15 protein-coding genes are annotated in these 16,771 nt (G+C 58.0%); 12 read left to right on the top strand and 3 right to left on the bottom strand.

The window, feature by feature from the left end:
• The first annotated feature begins 5 nt into the window (after positions 1-5).
• Positions 6-782 (top strand): DeoR/GlpR family DNA-binding transcription regulator, encoded by a 777-nt coding sequence (locus DEU53_RS17320; protein ID WP_110867873.1) that lies wholly within the window; start codon positions 6-8, stop codon positions 780-782.
• Here the strand turns inward: DEU53_RS17320 and fdhD are convergent.
• Positions 779-1,570: a formate dehydrogenase accessory sulfurtransferase FdhD gene (gene fdhD, locus DEU53_RS17315; protein ID WP_233501805.1), complete on the bottom strand. Its 792-nt coding sequence runs from the start codon at positions 1,568-1,570 to the stop codon at positions 779-781. The genes DEU53_RS17320 and fdhD overlap by 4 nt on opposite strands.
• A gap of 172 nt (positions 1,571-1,742) precedes the next feature.
• On the opposite strand from fdhD, the gene fdnG reads away from it, so the two are divergent.
• The 9 genes from fdnG to DEU53_RS17270 all read left to right on the top strand — a co-directional run bounded on the left by fdnG (position 1,743) and on the right by DEU53_RS17270 (position 11,887).
• Entirely contained in the window at positions 1,743-4,790 is a 3,048-nt protein-coding gene (gene fdnG, locus DEU53_RS17310) for a formate dehydrogenase-N subunit alpha (RefSeq protein WP_110867872.1), read from the top strand.
• A gap of 11 nt (positions 4,791-4,801) precedes the next feature.
• Positions 4,802-5,701 carry a formate dehydrogenase subunit beta gene (fdxH, locus tag DEU53_RS17305; RefSeq protein ID WP_101763836.1) on the top strand — a complete coding sequence of 300 codons (900 nt, stop codon included), beginning with the start codon at positions 4,802-4,804 and terminating at the stop codon, positions 5,699-5,701.
• Positions 5,701-6,342, top strand: coding sequence for a formate dehydrogenase cytochrome b556 subunit (gene fdoI / locus DEU53_RS17300; RefSeq protein ID WP_101763837.1), 642 nt, complete (start codon positions 5,701-5,703; stop codon positions 6,340-6,342). Before fdxH ends, fdoI begins: the two co-directional genes overlap by 1 nt.
• Positions 6,342-7,268: a formate dehydrogenase accessory protein FdhE gene (gene fdhE / locus DEU53_RS17295; RefSeq protein WP_101763838.1), complete on the top strand. Its 927-nt coding sequence runs from the start codon at positions 6,342-6,344 to the stop codon at positions 7,266-7,268. Before fdoI ends, fdhE begins: the two co-directional genes overlap by 1 nt.
• A 117-nt stretch (positions 7,269-7,385) precedes the next feature.
• The gene (locus DEU53_RS17290; RefSeq protein WP_110867871.1) at positions 7,386-7,997 is read left to right on the top strand and encodes a glutathione S-transferase; all 612 of its coding nucleotides are present in this window, start codon (positions 7,386-7,388) and stop codon (positions 7,995-7,997) included.
• Between the two features lie 8 nt (positions 7,998-8,005).
• Complete coding sequence (selA, locus tag DEU53_RS17285) at positions 8,006-9,385, top strand: L-seryl-tRNA(Sec) selenium transferase (protein ID WP_110867870.1); 1,380 nt, start codon at positions 8,006-8,008, stop codon at positions 9,383-9,385.
• Entirely contained in the window at positions 9,382-11,235 is a 1,854-nt protein-coding gene (gene selB / locus DEU53_RS17280; RefSeq protein ID WP_110867869.1) for a selenocysteine-specific translation elongation factor, read from the top strand. Before selA ends, selB begins: the two co-directional genes overlap by 4 nt.
• A gap of 111 nt (positions 11,236-11,346) precedes the next feature.
• The gene (locus DEU53_RS17275; protein WP_061719305.1) at positions 11,347-11,631 is read left to right on the top strand and encodes a type II toxin-antitoxin system ParD family antitoxin; all 285 of its coding nucleotides are present in this window, start codon (positions 11,347-11,349) and stop codon (positions 11,629-11,631) included.
• A gap of 10 nt (positions 11,632-11,641) precedes the next feature.
• Entirely contained in the window at positions 11,642-11,887 is a 246-nt protein-coding gene (locus tag DEU53_RS17270) for a type II toxin-antitoxin system RelE/ParE family toxin (protein ID WP_233501802.1), read from the top strand.
• A gap of 68 nt (positions 11,888-11,955) precedes the next feature.
• Here DEU53_RS17270 and glyS read toward each other — a convergent pair whose 3' ends face one another.
• Both glyS and glyQ read right to left on the bottom strand, forming a co-directional pair.
• Positions 11,956-14,025 carry a glycine--tRNA ligase subunit beta gene (gene glyS / locus DEU53_RS17265; RefSeq protein ID WP_110867868.1) on the bottom strand — a complete coding sequence of 690 codons (2,070 nt, stop codon included), beginning with the start codon at positions 14,023-14,025 and terminating at the stop codon, positions 11,956-11,958.
• Positions 14,026-14,034: 9 nt separating this feature from the next.
• Positions 14,035-14,946 (bottom strand): glycine--tRNA ligase subunit alpha, encoded by a 912-nt coding sequence (gene glyQ / locus DEU53_RS17260; protein ID WP_008105242.1) that lies wholly within the window; start codon positions 14,944-14,946, stop codon positions 14,035-14,037.
• A 347-nt stretch (positions 14,947-15,293) separates the two neighbouring features.
• Between glyQ and DEU53_RS17255 the strand changes: the two genes are divergently transcribed.
• Positions 15,294-15,686, top strand: a complete 393-nt coding sequence (locus DEU53_RS17255; protein ID WP_110867867.1) for a RidA family protein — start codon at positions 15,294-15,296, stop codon at positions 15,684-15,686.
• Complete coding sequence (locus DEU53_RS17250) at positions 15,686-16,657, top strand: D-2-hydroxyacid dehydrogenase (protein ID WP_110867866.1); 972 nt, start codon at positions 15,686-15,688, stop codon at positions 16,655-16,657. The genes DEU53_RS17255 and DEU53_RS17250 overlap by 1 nt, the downstream gene beginning before the upstream one ends.
• The last annotated feature ends 114 nt before the right edge of the window (positions 16,658-16,771 follow it).

The following is a 16,771-nucleotide window of genomic DNA, read 5'->3' as shown; positions in this document are numbered from 1 at the left end:
AAGTCATGCTGCAGGAAACCCGCTTACACCGCATTCGCGCGCTGCTGACCACGCAACATCAGCTCAGCACCGAACGCATCATCAATGAGCTTGGCATCTCGCGCGAAACCGCGCGGCGCGACATTATTGAGCTGGAAGCGCAGGGATTGGCGCGGCGGGTGCATGGCGGTTTGGTCGCCGTCGATAGCCAGCCAGAGCCGCCGCTGCAGGTGCGCCGTAACGCGCAGGCGAAAGAGAAACGCGCAATTGCGGTTGCTGCCGCGCAACATCTCCAGCCCGGCCAAACGCTGTTCCTTGATGCCGGCACCACCACCACCATGCTGGCCGAACAACTGCGCACCATGTCGGGTTTAACCATCATCACTAACAGCCTGCAGGCCGCGCTGGCGCTGAGCGCAGCGGAAGAGCATGAGACGCTGAATAATCAGGTAATTTTAATTGGCGGCATGATGATGGCGGGCGCGCAGCAAACGCGCGGGGAGATGACGATTGGGGAAATTTATCGTTATCGCGCCGATGTGGCGCTGCTTTCGCCGGTCGGCATCGACGCTAAAAACGGTGCCAGCAGTTTTCATCCCCACGAAGCGGCGATTGCCCGCGCCATGGTGCAGCAGGCGAACCGCACCATTTTACTGGCGGATCACAGCAAACTCGGCGTGATGAGCCGCACCGTTTATGCTCCGGTTGCGGAAATCGATCTGCTGATCTGCGACAGCGGCGCGGCAAAACCCGGCGCGCTGACGGCGCTGCAACAGGCGCTGCCGCAGGTGCAGGTGGTTTAACGCAGCCGCTGCGGATGGCTGTAAACCGTGGCGCGGCCCGGTTTACTAAAGCCGACTAGCGTGAGATTGCAGCGTTCGGCCACCTCAACGGCGAGCTGTGTCGCAGCCGACACCGCGAACAGAATCTCCACGCCGCACATGGCGGATTTCTGCACCATCTCATAGCTGGCGCGACTGGAAACCAGCACCGCGCCCTGCTGCCACGGCTGCTGGCTGCGATTCCCCAGCAGTTTATCCAGCGCCACATGGCGACCGACATCTTCATACCCGCCCTGCAATTCGCCTTGCGGTGACATCCACGCCGCCGCGTGCGTGCAGCCGGTGAGATTGCCGATCGGCTGGTAGTCGCGCAGCTGCGCCAGGCCTTTATCCAGATTGGCTAAATCAAAGGTTTGGCTGAACGGCAGCGGCTGTAATGGCTTACCGATTTGATCGAGTTGCTCCACGCCACACACGCCGCAGCCGGTACGGCCAGCCATGGCGCGGCGCTGCTCTTTCAGCGCCATAAAGCGGCGGCTGGAGAGTTCAATCTGTACTTCAATGCCATTACAGCCCGGAACCACATCGATACCGTAGATTTCATCCGGGCGCGCAATAATGCCTTCCGAGAGCGAGAAACCTATCGCAAAAGCTTCCAAATCATTGGGTGTCGCCATCATCACAACGTGCGAAATGCCGTTATAGACCAGCGCCACCGGCACTTCCTGCGCCAGCCAGTCTGTTTCCGCAAGGCTGATATCACGCCGCTGATGCACCTGCGCCTGCACCGCACCTGAGATCTTATTCACATTAATGTGACTTTCCTGCTCATTCTCTGTCACTTTTTTCGCCTCACATAACAACCTTACTAAAGTAGTGGTAATATTAGGTCGCTATTGCCGCAATATTCGTCGGGTTATTGTGACGCCCGATTCACTGCTCTGCAAAAGTAAAAAATCATTCATGTTGAAAGGATAATCCATGAACGTCAGCCGAAGAAAATTCTTCAAGGTCTGTGCTGGCGGTATGGCAGGGACAACGGCAGCGCTGCTTGGCTTTGCGCCAGAGGTAGCGCTGGCGGAAACGCGACAGTATAAACTGCTGCGCGCACGCGAAACCCGTAACACCTGCACTTACTGCTCAGTTGGCTGTGGCTTGTTAATGTACAGCCTCGGTGACGGCGCGAAAAACGCCAAAGAGACCATTTTCCACATTGAAGGGGATCCGGATCATCCGGTGAGCCGCGGCGCATTGTGCCCGAAAGGCGCAGGCCTGCTCGACTTCATCCACAGTGAAAGTCGCCTGCAATACCCGGAATACCGCGCGCCAGGCTCCGATAAATGGCAGCGCATTAGCTGGGACGATGCCTTTGATCGCATCGCCAGGCTGATGAAAGCGGACCGCGACGCTAACTTTGTGGCGCAAAACGCTGCGGGCGTGACGGTAAACCGTTGGCTCTCCACCGGCATGCTGTGTGCTTCCGCTTCCAGCAACGAAACCGGCTACTTAACCCAGAAATTTACCCGATCGCTCGGCATGTTAGCGGTCGACAACCAGGCACGCGTTTGACACGGACCAACGGTAGCAAGTCTTGCTCCAACATTTGGTCGCGGTGCGATGACCAATCACTGGGTCGACATCCGTAATGCCAATCTGATCGTTGTGATGGGCGGGAACGCCGCTGAAGCGCATCCTGTGGGATTCCGCTGGGCGATGGAAGCCAAGATTCACAACAAAGCCAAACTGATTGTTATCGATCCGCGCTTCACGCGTACGGCATCGGTAGCCGATTTCTATACGCCGATTCGTTCGGGCACCGACATCACTTTCCTGTCGGGCGTACTGCTGTGGCTGATACAAAACGACAAAATCCAGCATGAATATGTGCAGGCGTACACCAATGCCAGCCTGATCGTGCGCGAGGATTATCATTTTGAAGATGGCCTGTTCAGCGGCTACGACGAAGAGAATCGCAAATACGACAAAACCAGCTGGAACTACGAGCTGGACGCCGACGGCTTCGCCAAACGCGACACCACGCTCACGCATCCGCGCTGCGTATGGAACCTGCTGAAGCAGCACGTTAGCCGTTACACGCCAGAAATTGTTGAACGCATCTGCGGCACGCCAAAAGCGGACTTCCTGCACGTGTGTGAACTGATTGGCGAAACCAGCGCGCGCGATCGCACCACCTCGTTCCTGTATGCGCTCGGCTGGACGCAGCACTCGGTCGGTGCGCAGAATATCCGCACCATGGCGATGATTCAGCTGCTGCTCGGCAACATGGGCATGATTGGCGGCGGCATCAATGCGCTGCGCGGCCACTCGAATATTCAGGGGCTGACCGATCTCGGTTTGCTGTCGCAAAGTTTGCCGGGTTACATGACTTTGCCGTCGGAAAAACACACCGATCTGCAGAGTTATCTTGCTGCCAACACGCCGAAAGCGCTGCTGCCGGGCCAGGTAAACTACTGGAGCAACTACCCAAAATTCTTTGTCAGCCAGATGAAAGCCTTCTTCGGCGACAAAGCCCAGGCGGAAAACAGCTGGGGCTTCGACTGGTTGCCGAAGTGGGATAAAGGCTACGACGTGCTGCAGTACTTCGAGATGATGTCGCAAGGCAAGGTCAACGGCTATCTGTGCCAGGGCTTCAACCCGGTGGCATCGTTCCCGAACAAGCGCAAAGTGATCGCATCGCTGTCGAAGCTGAAGTTCCTCGTCACCATCGACCCGCTCAACACCGAAACTGCCACCTTCTGGGAGAATCACGACGAGTTTAACGATGTTGATCCGTCAAAAATTCAGACCGAAGTGTTCCGTTTGCCCTCCACCTGCTTCGCCGAAGAGAACGGTTCGATCGTTAACTCCGGCCGCTGGCTGCAGTGGCACTGGAAAGGTCAGGATGCACCGGGCGAAGCGCTCAATGACGGCGAGATTCTTTCCGGCATCTATTCACGCCTGCGCAAAATGTACGCCAGTGAAGGCGGTGCATTGCCTGAGCAAGTGCTGAACATGAGCTGGAACTACCTGACGCCAGAAAATCCGGCGCCGGAAGAAGTGGCGATGGAGAACAACGGCAAAGCGCTGGCGGATGTATACGATGACAAAGGCACGCTGCTGGTGAAAAAAGGCCAACAGCTCAGCACCTTTGCCCATCTGAAAGATGACGGCAGCACCAGCAGCGGTTGCTGGATTTTCGCCGGCAGCTGGACGCCGGACGGCAACCAGATGGCGCGCCGCGACAACACCGATCCTACCGGTTTGGGCAACACGCTGAACTGGAGCTGGGCGTGGCCGCTCAACCGCCGCATTCTCTACAACCGCGCCTCGTCTGATCCGCAAGGCAATCCGTGGGATCCGAAACGTCAGATCCTGAAGTGGGATGGCAGCAAATGGGGGGGCATGGATGTGCCGGACTACAGCGCCGCCGCACCCGGCAGCGATGTCGGGCCGTTCATCATGCAGCCGGAAGGCATGGGCCGCCTGTTTGCGCTCGATAAAATGGCCGAAGGTCCGTTCCCGGAACACTACGAGCCGTTTGAAACGCCAATCGGCACCAACCCGCTGCATCCGAACGTGGTATCCAACCCGGCGGCGCGCGTGTTCAAGGACGATTTGGCGTCGATGGGCCAGGCGGAGCAGTTCCCGTATGTCGGCACCACTTATCGCCTCACCGAGCATTTCCATTACTGGACCAAACACGCGCGGCTTAATGCCATCGCGCAGCCGGAACAGTTTATTGAAATCGGCGAGAAGCTGGCCAACAAGCTCGGCATCGCGCAGGGCGATACGGTGAAAGTGAGCTCCAATCGCGGCTACATCAAAGCCAAAGCGGTGGTCACTAAGCGCATCCGTCCACTCAACGTCGACGGCAAAATCGTCGATACCATCGGCATTCCGATTCACTGGGGTTATCAGGGCGTGGCGAAAAAAGGCTTTATTGCTAACACCCTGACGCCATTTGTCGGTGATGCCAACACGCAGACGCCAGAATTTAAGGCGTTCCTGGTCAACGTCGAGAAGGTGTAAGGAGAACGAATATGGCTTATCAATCTCAAGACATTATCCGCCGCTCCGCCACCAATGGACTCACGCCTGCCCCGCAGGCGCGTAACCATCAGCAGGAAGTGGCGAAACTGATCGACGTGACCACCTGCATCGGCTGCAAAGCGTGTCAGGTGGCGTGCTCGGAGTGGAACGATATCCGCGATGAAGTGGGACATAACGTTGGGGTGTACGACAATCCCGCCGATTTGACCGCCAAATCCTGGACGGTGATGCGCTTCTCAGAAGTGGAGGAGAACGGCAAGTTAGAGTGGCTGATCCGCAAGGATGGCTGCATGCACTGCGCCGATCCCGGCTGCCTGAAAGCCTGCCCATCTGAAGGCGCGATTATTCAGTACGCCAACGGCATCGTCGATTTTCAGTCAGAACAGTGCATTGGCTGCGGCTACTGCATTGCGGGCTGTCCGTTCGATGTGCCGCGTCTGAATAAAGAGGACAACCGCGTGTATAAATGCACGCTGTGCGTCGATCGTGTCAATGTCGGTCAGGAACCGGCGTGCGTGAAAACCTGCCCGACCGGCGCGATTCACTTCGGCAGCAAAAGCGATATGCAGGCGCTGGCCGGTGAACGCGTGGCCGAGCTCAACACGCGCGGCTATGCCAACGCCGGCTTGTACGATCCGGAAGGCGTCGGCGGCACACACGTGATGTACGTGCTGCATCACGCCAACAAACCGCAGCTCTATCACGGTTTGCCGGATAATCCGAGCATCAGCCCGGCGGTAACGTTCTGGAAAGGGATCTGGAAACCGCTGGCGGCGATCGGTTTTGCCGCTACCTTTGCTGCATCCGTGTTCCACTACGTTGGCGTAGGGCCAAACCGCGTGGAAGAGGATGAGGACGAGAATCTGCACGAAAAAGAGGAGCGCGAATAATGAAAAAACGCGATCGTCTGGTGCGCTACAGCGCACCGGAACGCATCAATCACTGGATTGTGGCGTTCTGTTTTGTGCTCGCCGCGCTGAGCGGACTGGGTTTCTTTTTCCCGTCGTTTAACTGGCTGATGCACGTGCTCGGCACGCCGCAGTTGGCGCGTATCCTGCATCCGTTTGTTGGCACGGTGATGTTTGCCGCCTTTATCATCATGTTCTTACGCTATTGGAAACATAATCTGATCAATCGCGAAGACCTGGTGTGGGCGAAAAACATCCACAAAATCGTGCAAAACGAAGAGGTCGGCGATACCGGCAAATACAACTTCGGGCAGAAGTGTGTGTTCTGGGCTGCTATCATCAGCTTAGTCTTGCTGCTGGTGAGCGGAATTGTTATCTGGCGCCCGTATTTTGCCGGTGCCTTTACTATTCCGCTGATTCGCATCGCGCTAGTGGTGCATTCGGTCTCAGCTGTGGCGCTAATCGTGGTGATTATGGTGCACATTTACGCCGCGTTGTGGGTAAAAGGCACCATTACCGCCATGGTTGAGGGCTGGGTTCCGGCCGCGTGGGCGAAGAAACATCACCCACGCTGGTATCGCGAGCAGCGCCAACGCCAAACACAACAGGAAAAACGTCCCTGATGAGTATTCGCATCATCCCGCAGGACCAGCTGGAGAAAAGCGAAAAGCACACGGCGGAGCAAGTTCCGCCGTTACTTTTCCCCCGGCTGAAAAATCTGTATAGCCGCCGTGCGGCACGTTTGCGCGACCTGGCCGCGAAGAATCCGCTGGGTGATTACCTGCGCTTTGCCGCGGTGATCGCCGAGGCGCAGGAGATCGTGCTGTATGACCATCCGCTGCAGCTCGATCTGCAGCAGCGGCTGACGCAGAGCGCCGAGCAGGGCAAACCGCCGCTCGATATCCACACCTATCCGCGCGATGCGCACTGGCAGCGTTTGCTGCATTCGCTGATCGCCGAGCTAAAGCCGGAGATGAGCGGCCAGGCGCTGGCGGTGCTGGAGAATCTGGAAAAATCCTCCACTACCGAACTGGAAAATCTGGCACATGCGCTGCTGGAAGGCGATTTCGCACAGGTGAGCAGCGACAAATCGCCGTTCATCTGGGCGGCGTTGTCGATTTACTGGGCGCAGATGGCGGCATTAATTCCCGGTAAAGCGCGCGCCGAATACGGTGAGCATCGCCAGTTCTGTCCGGTATGCGCCAGCGTGCCGGTCACCAGCGTGGTGCACATGAGCGTGGGTCAGCAAGGGCTGCGCTATCTGCACTGCAATCTGTGCGAAAGCGAATGGTATGTGGTGCGCAGCAAGTGCTCCAACTGTGAACAAACCGGCGATCTGCATTACTGGTCGCTGGACAGCGAAAAAGCGGCGGTGAAAGCAGAGAGTTGCGGCGATTGCGGTACCTACCTGAAGATGTTGTATCAGGAGAAGGATCCCGCCGTAGAGCCGGTGGCCGATGATTTGGCCTCGCTGGTGCTGGATGCCCGCATGGAGCAGGAAGGATTCGCCCGCAGCAGTCTGAATCCGTTTATGTTCCCCGGCGATTAGCTTTTCCCATGTTTCTGCGGTCCGTAGCGGCGCGATTTATCGCGCATTGTGCCAGCGCACCGCTACGGATATGTGCGGTTTGTTATCGCGTATTTTCATTCAACACGGAGGCGCACGATGAAACTGATTGGCAGCTACACCAGCCCTTTTGTCCGCAAAATATCAGTGATATTGCTGGAAAAAGGCCTGGTTTTCGAATTCGTTAATCACTCTCCGTGGATCGATGACAGCGATGTACCGCAGTACAATCCGCTGGGCAAAGTACCGGCGCTGATTGACGACAACCAGCTCACCTGGTTCGACTCTTCGATCATCGCGCAAGTCATTGAACTGCGCGGCGATGCGCCTGCGCTGCTGCCCGATGATGCGCTGCACGCGTTGCACATCCGTCAGCTGGAAAAACTGGCCGACGGCATTAACGATGCGGCGGTGATGATCATGCGCGAGCAGATGCGTCCCGGCGATCAGCAATCTGAAGAGGTGCTGCTGCGCAACCGTGATAAAATCCAACGCGGCCTCGATGCGCTAGAAACCGCCGCCGCACGAGGCGAATGGCTCAATAGCGGCACGATCAATCTGGCCGATATCGCCACCGGCTGCATGATTGGTTACCTCAACTTCCGCCGCGTGCTGCCAAACTGGTGCGTAAATCGCCCGGCGCTGGTGAAGCTGGCCGAAAACCTGTTTGCGCGCGAAAGCTTTGCCCGCACCGTTCCGCCCTCTCTGTAAGTCACCCGATGAAAACCCTGTACAGCCAATTACCTGCTATCGACAGCCTGCTGCGCGATCCCGCGCTGCAGCCGCTGCTTGCCGATCACGGAACCGCCTTCGCCACGCGCCAGCTGCGCAGCATGCAGCAGGAAGCGCGCGACCATATTCAGCAGCACCAAACCTTGCCAGAGTGGCACCTGAACTGGCCGGATGAAGCGCTGCGCCGCAGCCAGCAACAGCAGCAAAGTGCGCTGCGTCCGGTGTTCAATCTCACCGGCACCGTACTGCACACCAATCTTGGCCGCGCACAGCTGAGCGATCGCGCTATCGACGCGGTGGTGAATTGCCTGCGTCAGCCGGTCACGCTGGAATACGCGCTGGATGAAGCGGCGCGTGGCCACCGCGATCGTGCGGTCAGCGCGCTGCTGTGCGAGTTAACCGGCGCGGAAGCGGCCTGTATCGTTAACAACAATGCCGCCGCCGTGTTATTGATGTTGGCCGCGTTAGCGCCGGGGCGCGAAGTAATTGTCTCGCGCGGCGAGCTGGTGGAAATTGGCGGCGCCTTCCGCATTCCTGACGTGATGCGCCAGGCGGGCTGCAAACTGGTGGAAGTGGGCACCACCAACCGCACGCACCTGAAAGATTATCGCGCCGCCATCGCGGAAAACAGCGGCCTGCTGATGAAGGTGCACACCAGCAATTATCAGATTCAGGGCTTTACCCATGCGGTAACGGAAGCGGAACTGGTTGAGTTGGGTGACGCTTATCAATTGCCGGTGATCACCGACCTTGGCAGCGGATCGCTGATCGATATGACCGAATTTGGTCTGCCGGCTGAACCGATGCCGCAGCAGCTGATCGCCACAGGCGTCAGTCTGGTAAGTTTCTCCGGCGACAAACTGCTCGGCGGTCCGCAGGCGGGGATTATCGTCGGCAAGCAGACGCTGATTGATCAGCTCCAGTCGCATCCGCTGAAACGCGCGCTGCGCGTCGACAAAATGACGCTCGCGGCGCTGGAAGCCACGCTACAGCTCTATCGTCAGCCGGAAACGCTGCGTGAAGCCCTGCCGACGCTGCGGCTGCTCACCCGTCCAGCGCAGGATATTCAGCAACAAGCTGAACGATTGCTGCCCGCGTTACAACAGATTTATCGAGATGACTTTTCGCTGGCGATTGCGCCCTGTTCATCCCAAATCGGCAGCGGATCGCTACCGGTTGAACGCCTTCCCAGTTTCGCCCTCACCTTCACGCCACGCGATGGGCGCGGTAGCCAGCTCGTCAATTTGTCACAGCGTTGGCGCAGCTTAGCGCGCCCGGTGATTGGCCGCATCCAGGAAGGCAAACTGTGGCTGGATCTGCGCTGCCTTGATGATGAAAGCGCGCTGATTCAGGCCTTAGCGTCATGATTATTGCCACCGCTGGACACGTCGATCACGGCAAAACCGCGCTGCTACAGGCATTGACCGGCGTGGATGCCGATCGCCTGCCGGAAGAGAAACGGCGCGGCATGACCATCGATCTCGGCTACGCGTACTGGCCGCAGCCGGATGGTCGCGTGCTCGGCTTTATTGATGTGCCGGGCCACGAGAAATTTCTCGCCAATATGCTGGCGGGCATTGGCGGCATTCATCATGCGCTGCTGGTGGTGGCCTGCGACGATGGCGTGATGCCGCAAACCCGCGAACATTTGCAATTGCTGAGCCTGGCCGGACAGCCGCCGCTCAGCGTGGCGCTGACCAAAGCCGATCGCGTGGATGAAGCGCGCATCGCGGAAGTCCAGCGGCAGGTGGCGCAGCTCACGCAGCAACTCGGCTGGCCGGCGGTGCCGCAATTTGTCACCAGCAGCCACACCCAGCAAGGCATCGACGCGCTGCGCCAGCATCTCAGCACGCTGGCGGAACCGGCCTTCGACTCTCGTTACCGTTTCCGTCTCGCTATCGATCGCGCCTTCACGCTGAAAGGCAGCGGATTGGTGGTCACCGGCACCGCGCTGTCGGGCGAAGTGAACGTCGGCGATACTCTTTGGCTTAGCAGCCTGAATCTGCCGCTGCGCGTGCGCGCGCTGCATGCGCAGAACCAATCGGTGACGCGCGCGCAAGCCGGTGAACGTATCGCATTGAATATCGTCGGCGATGTGGAAAAAGCGCAGATCGCGCGCGGCGACTGGCTGCTGTCACAGGCCAGAGCGGAAGGCACCACGCGCTTAACCGTGGCGCTGCGCTTGCTGCAGCCGCTGAAGAGCGCGTCGCAGCCGATTCATCTCCACCACGCCGCCAGCCACGTCACTGGACGCATTACGCTGCTGGCGGATGATGTCGCGGAACTGGTGCTGAACCAACCGCTGTGGCTGGCCGAGAACGATCGGCTGATTATCCGCGACAGCAACGCACAGCACACGCTGGGCGGCGCGCGCGTGCTGCTGCTCAACAGTAAAAAGCGCGGCAAACGTCAGGCGGAGTATCTTGCCTGGCTGCAGCAGCTGGCCGCCGCACAAGATGATGACGCCAGCCTGCAGGCGCATCTGGCCTATCAACCGACAGAACGGCGTGACCTGGCGTGGGCGCGCCAGCTTACCGAGCCCGCGCTGGATGCACTGATCGAGCATGCAGCACCGGTGCAGCTTGATAACGCGCTGATGAGTGCCGCGCAGGCAGCACAATGGCGGCAAAAGCTGCTGGAATCACTGGCGCATTTTCATCAGCAGCATCCCGAGATGCCGGGCATCGGCCACGATCGTTTGCGTCGTGTGGCAATGCCGCATCAGCCTGCGGAATGGGTGTTAGCGCTGATTGATCAACTGCTGGCGCAAGGTCAGCTACAACAGCGACAAGGCTGGCTGCATCTGCCCGACTTCGAACCGCGCTTTAATCCGCAGGAAGAAGCTCTTTGGCAGCAGGTCGGCCCGCTGTTTGGCGATCAGCCGCTGTGGGTGCGCGATATCGCGCTGGCGCTGCAGCAGGATGAACAGGCGATTCGCTCGCTGCTGCTCACTGCTGCGCGGCTCGGACATATCACCGCGATCGTACGCGATCGCTACTATCGCAGCGACCAGATCCAGATCTTCGCCGATCTGATTCGGAGCCGTGCCGCGCAAGAGGGCAGCACCAGCGCCGCCGACTTCCGCAACCAGCTTGGCACCGGGCGCAAAGTGGCGATACAGATTCTGGAATTCTTCGACCGCAGCGGCTTCACCCGCCGCCGTGGTAACGATCATCTGTTGCGCGACGACCGCCTATTTCCCGTATCATCTGCCTAAAATCTCTCGCGTTGCCTCGCAGTTCAGCCTGTAACTGCGCTGCAACGCGCATTCCCTGTTGCGCAAAAAAGTGACAGAATGTAAGAAATACTCTTACACGGGATGACGATGATGGCACGTACCATGACGATCGATTTAGGCGATGAACTGCGCGAATTTGTTGAATCTCTGGTTGAATCCGGCGACTACCGTACGCAAAGCGAAGTGGTGCGCGACTCGCTGCGCTTGCTGCGTGAGAAGCAGGCTGAATCAAAGCTGGAAAAGCTCAGAGAGTTGGTCAGAGAGGGCTTTGAAAGCGGCCCGGGTAAAGAGTGGGATCATGAAGATTTTCTAAGACGAGCAAAAGCCAGGGTAGGCATTTATGAAAAGGACCATCACGATAAAACCGGAAGCTGATGCAGATCTAATGAAGATCTGGATTTATGGCTACTGGAATTATGGAGAGCAGTTAGCTGATGACTATAGCGCCAGATTCGCTCAGCTCTTCGACAAACTCGCCATGTTTGATTTAGGTCGTAAACGACCGGATTTAGGTCAGCAGATCTATTCGCTGCCTTTCGAACAGCATATTGTGATCTACCGCGCTGAAGTGGATGAAATTTTCATCGGGCGTATCTTGCACCACTCGCAGGACGTTAGCGCCGAGTTTTGAAAACAAAAAAGGGACGATCTCTCGTCCCCTTTGTTTTGTAGCATCGCCATTCATGGCGACCACGCCAATTACTGCAGCAGCGAAATATCCGCCACCTGCAGGAACAGCTGGCGCAGCTGTGCCAGCAGCGTCAGACGGTTAATACGCACCGCCTGATCGTCAGCGTTCACCATCACTTTATCGAAGAAGTTATCTACCGCTTCACGCAGCTGCGCCAGTTCAACCAGCGCATCCTGATAGCGACCTTCTGCAAAGTACGGCTGCAGCTTGTCGCCCAGCGCGGTCACGAAGGTCGCCAGCTGGATCTCTTCGTTCTCTTTCAGCAGGGAAGCCTGCACGCTGTCGTTCAGGGTTTCGGTCGATTTCGCCAGGATGTTCGACACACGTTTGTTGGCAGCAGCCAGCGTGGCGGCCGCTTCCAGCGTACGGAAGTGCGAAACCGCCTTCATGCGCGCATCGAAATCAGCCGGACGGGTTGGACGACGCGCCAGCACCGCCTGAATGGTGTCAACGCTGTGGCCCTCTTCCTGATACCAGGTACGGAAACGGCCCAGCATAAAGTCGATCACTTCATCGACCACTTTGGCGTTGCTCAGCTTGCTGCCGTACAAACGCACCGCTTCTTCGGTCAGCGTTTGCAGATCGAGCGGCAGGTTTTTCTCCACGATGATACGCAGCACGCCCAGCGCAGCACGGCGCAGTGCGAACGGATCTTTGTCGCCTTTCGGATGCTGACCGATACCGAAGATACCCGCGAGGGTGTCCATTTTGTCGGCAATCGCCACGGCGCAGGCCACAGGATTTGACGGCAGATCGTCACCGGCAAAGCGCGGCTGATACTGCTCATTCAGCGCCACAGCCACATCTTCCGCTTCGCCATCGTGGCGCGCGTAGTGCATGCCCATCACGCCCTGGGTGTCGGTGAACTCGAAGACCATGTTGGTCATCAGGTCACATTTCGACAGCAAGCCCGCGCGGGTAGCGTGGTTCACATCAGCGCCAATCTGCGCGGCAATCCAGCCAGCCAGCGCCTGAATGCGATCGGTTTTATCACGCAGCGTACCCAGCTCTTTCTGGAACAGTACGGTTTCCAGACGCGGCAGATTATCTTCCAGACGCTTTTTGCGGTCGGTGTTGAAGAAGAACTCGGCATCCGCCAGACGCGGGCGCACCACCTTCTCGTTACCGGCGATAATCTGCTGTGGATCTTTGGATTCGATGTTGGTAACGAAGATGAAATTCGGCAGCAGCTTGCCCGCCGCGTCGTACACCGGGAAGTACTTCTGGTCACCTTTCATGGTGTAAACCAGCGCTTCAGCTGGCACCGCGAGGAACTTCTCTTCGAATTTCGCCGTCAGCACCACCGGCCACTCCACCAGCGAGGTCACTTCTTCCAGCAGGCTTTCGCTCAAATCGGCGATGCCGCCAATTTTCTGCGCTGCCGCTTCCGCATCCGCTTTGATTTTGGCTTTACGCGCGGCGTAATCCGCCACCACTTTACCGCGCTCCAGCAGCAGCTGCGGATACTGATCGGCGTTGTCGATGGTGAATTCTGGCTCGCCCATAAAGCGATGACCGCGAATCACGCGATCGGACTCAATACCGAGAATCTTCGCGGGAATCAGCTCATCGCCGAGCAGCAGCGTAACGGTGTGCACCGGACGCACAAACTGCACGTCGCTCGCGCCCCAGCGCATCAGCTTAGGAATTGGCAGCTTGCTCAGCGCGGTAGCCACCATAGCGGGCAGCAGCGCCTGCGCGCTTTCGCCGGTGATGGCTGCGCGATGCACCAGCCATTCACCTTTATCCGTGCTCAGACGTTCAGCCTGCGCCACGGTGATGCCGTTACCACGCGCCCAACCTTCGGCCGCTTTGGTGGCGTTGCCATCGGCATCAAACGCGGCGGCGATAGCCGGGCCACGTTTTTCAACTTCGCGATCCGGCTGCGCGGCAGCCAGCTGGGCCACTTTCAGCGCCAGACGGCGCGGAGCAGCAAACCAGCTCACTTCGCCGTGCGCCAGACCGGCGCTATCAAGTTCAGCAGTGAAATGCGCAGCAAAGGCTTCCGCCAGACTGCGCAGCGCTTTCGGAGGCAACTCTTCGGTGCCAATTTCCACCAGGAAAGTTTTATCGGTCATGGCTGCCTCTTACTTGTTTTTATTGCACATCGGGAAGCCAAGCGCCTCACGGGACGCATAATAGGCTTCCGCCACGGCTTTCGTCAGGGTGCGGATACGCAGGATATAACGCTGGCGTTCGGTAACCGAAATCGCTTTGCGGGCATCCAGCAGGTTAAAGCTGTGCGCCGCTTTCAGAATGCGCTCGTAAGCCGGCAGCGGCAGCGGTTTTTCCAGCGCCAGCAGCTGCTGCGCTTCTTTCTCATACTGCTCGAAGCAGGTGAAAAGGAAGTCAACGTCAGCGTATTCAAAGTTATAGGTCGACTGCTCCACTTCGTTCTGATGGAACACTTCGCCGTAGGTGGTTTTACCGAACGGACCGTCGCTCCACACCAGATCGTAAACGCTGTCTACGCCCTGAATGTACATCGCCAGGCGCTCTAAGCCGTAGGTGATCTCGCCGGTTACTGGCTTACACTCGAGGCCGCCAACCTGCTGGAAGTAAGTGAACTGCGTCACTTCCATGCCGTTCAGCCACACTTCCCAACCGAGTCCCCACGCGCCCAGCGTTGGGTTTTCCCAGTTGTCTTCGACAAAGCGAATGTCGTGGATGGTGGGATCCATACCCAGCTCTTTCAGCGACCCAAGGTACAGCTCCTGAAGGTTGTCCGGGTTGGGCTTAATCACCACCTGGAACTGGTAATAGTGCTGTAAACGGTTCGGGTTTTCACCGTAACGTCCGTCGGTCGGACGACGAGATGGCTGCACGTAAGCGGTCGCCATCGGCTCTGGGCCTAAGGCACGCAGACAGGTCATCGGGTGTGAGGTGCCGGCGCCCACTTCCATGTCCAACGGTTGGACAATGGTGCAGCCTTGACGCGCCCAGTAATCCTGCAAGGTCAGGATCAGGCCCTGAAAGGTCTTGGTATCAAACTTTTGCATGTTGAATTCGCACGCGATACGGATCGGTTAAAAAAAGAGTGCGCCAGTATACCCTTTGACCGCGGATTGTGCAGCCGGAAATCCAGGCCAGTGCGCAGGCGATTACGGCAAGGTTTAACGGGCAAAAACGGAACAATAAGAAAATCGTATACGATTCACACTCATCGCGAGCACTCGTCATAAAATTTTCATTAAAATCTTAAATATCATAATCTTGATCGATATATCAGCAAATCCTATTACGTGATGAATATCACCTTTTTGACCCAATGGTTAAAAATCGCGCGTTGACACTCGTATAATCGTATACGAAATTGCGGTGAAACAGTTTTGCTTGAGATTTCACCATGAAGATCGCGTTGAGTTATCCCGGCATGAACGCCAGCGACCGCCCAATGGGGCCTGCGCCGCTCTCCGCCGCCGTGCTGCATGAACCGATGTTGTTCATTTCCGGCCAGGTGGCGATTGATCCCTACAGCGGCGAGATTATGGGCAACGACATCACCAGCCAGACGCGTCGGGTGTTGAAAAACGTCGGCGATCTGCTGAGCGAAGCGAACATGACCTTCGACAACGTGGTCCGCGTCACTGTTTACCTAACCGATCTCAGCACGTTCAGCGCGATGAATGCCGCTTACAGTGAATTCTTCCGGTTCCCCTTCCCGGCGCGCGCCACCGTGGGCATTCAACTCAACCATCCTGACCTGCTGGTCGAGATGGAAGTGACGGCGATGCGCTGATGCATATTCACATCGAGAACGACGCCAGCGCACCGTGCGCACTCCATCTCTCTGTCGAGCAGCTGCAACTGCAACTCGACGCGCATCCGCCGTTGCGCAGCCACTTCACGCTGAGCGAAAACCGCGATCCGGCGCAGACCGCCGACTTTCTCGCCCGCTGCGACATTCTGTGGAGCGGACGTAAGCTGGCGCTCGATCAGTTCAGCACGCCGCGTCTGGGTTGGGTGCAGGTGATGTCCGCTGGCGTTGAGCAGTGGCTGGCGCACTGGCCGCAAGGCGTGACGCTCACCAATGCTTCTGGCGTACACGGCGATAAAGGTGCCGAGTTCATTTTGATGGCGGCGCTGATGTTCAACTTCGGCATTCCCGGTTTTCTGCAGGATCAGGCGCAGCGTGTGTGGCGTCCGACTTTTGGCGGCTGCGCACGCGGCAAAATTGTGCTGCTGCTGGGGGTTGGTGGCATTGGCGCCGCGGCGGCAACTCTGCTGACGGCGCAAGGCTATCGCGTGATTGGCGTGACGCGCAGCGGCCAGTGCGATGCCAACGTGGCGCGCTGCATCCGTATTGATGCGCTAGACGAGGTATTGCCGCAGGTGGATGTGGTGGTGTCGACGCTGCCGCTGACGCCACAAACCCGCAATCTGTTCGATCGCCGCCGTCTCGATCTGCTGCCCGCACGCGCTGGTATCGTGATTGTTGGACGCGCCGATGTGTTTGATTACAGCGCGATGCGCGAAAAACTCAACGTAGGCGAACTGGCCGGCGCGGTGCTGGATGTCTATCCGCAAGAGCCGCTACCGGCCGACGACCCGCTGTGGCACACGCCCGGCGTGGTGATGACACCGCACTGCAGCCTTGACGATCACAGCGCCTACCTCGCCGGTTGCCTTGACGTGTTTATCGATAACCTGGCGCGCTTCCGCCACGGACAACCGCTGCGTAATCAGGTTGATCCGGCACGAGGTTATTAACCCCCGATATTTCCGTAGGTCGCCATTCATGGCGACCACCTAAAAAAGCACCAAAGACGTTCATAAATCACAAGGTCATCGCTTTCTCATTCACCAGCATCAGGGGAACCTTAT

Origin of the sequence: Pantoea sp. AG1095 (assembly GCF_003208415.1) — a bacterium.
GTDB lineage: Bacteria > Pseudomonadota > Gammaproteobacteria > Enterobacterales > Enterobacteriaceae > Pantoea > Pantoea leporis.
The sequence above is the reverse complement of the archived record's forward strand: the minus strand, read 5'-3'. Positions and strand labels throughout refer to the sequence as shown.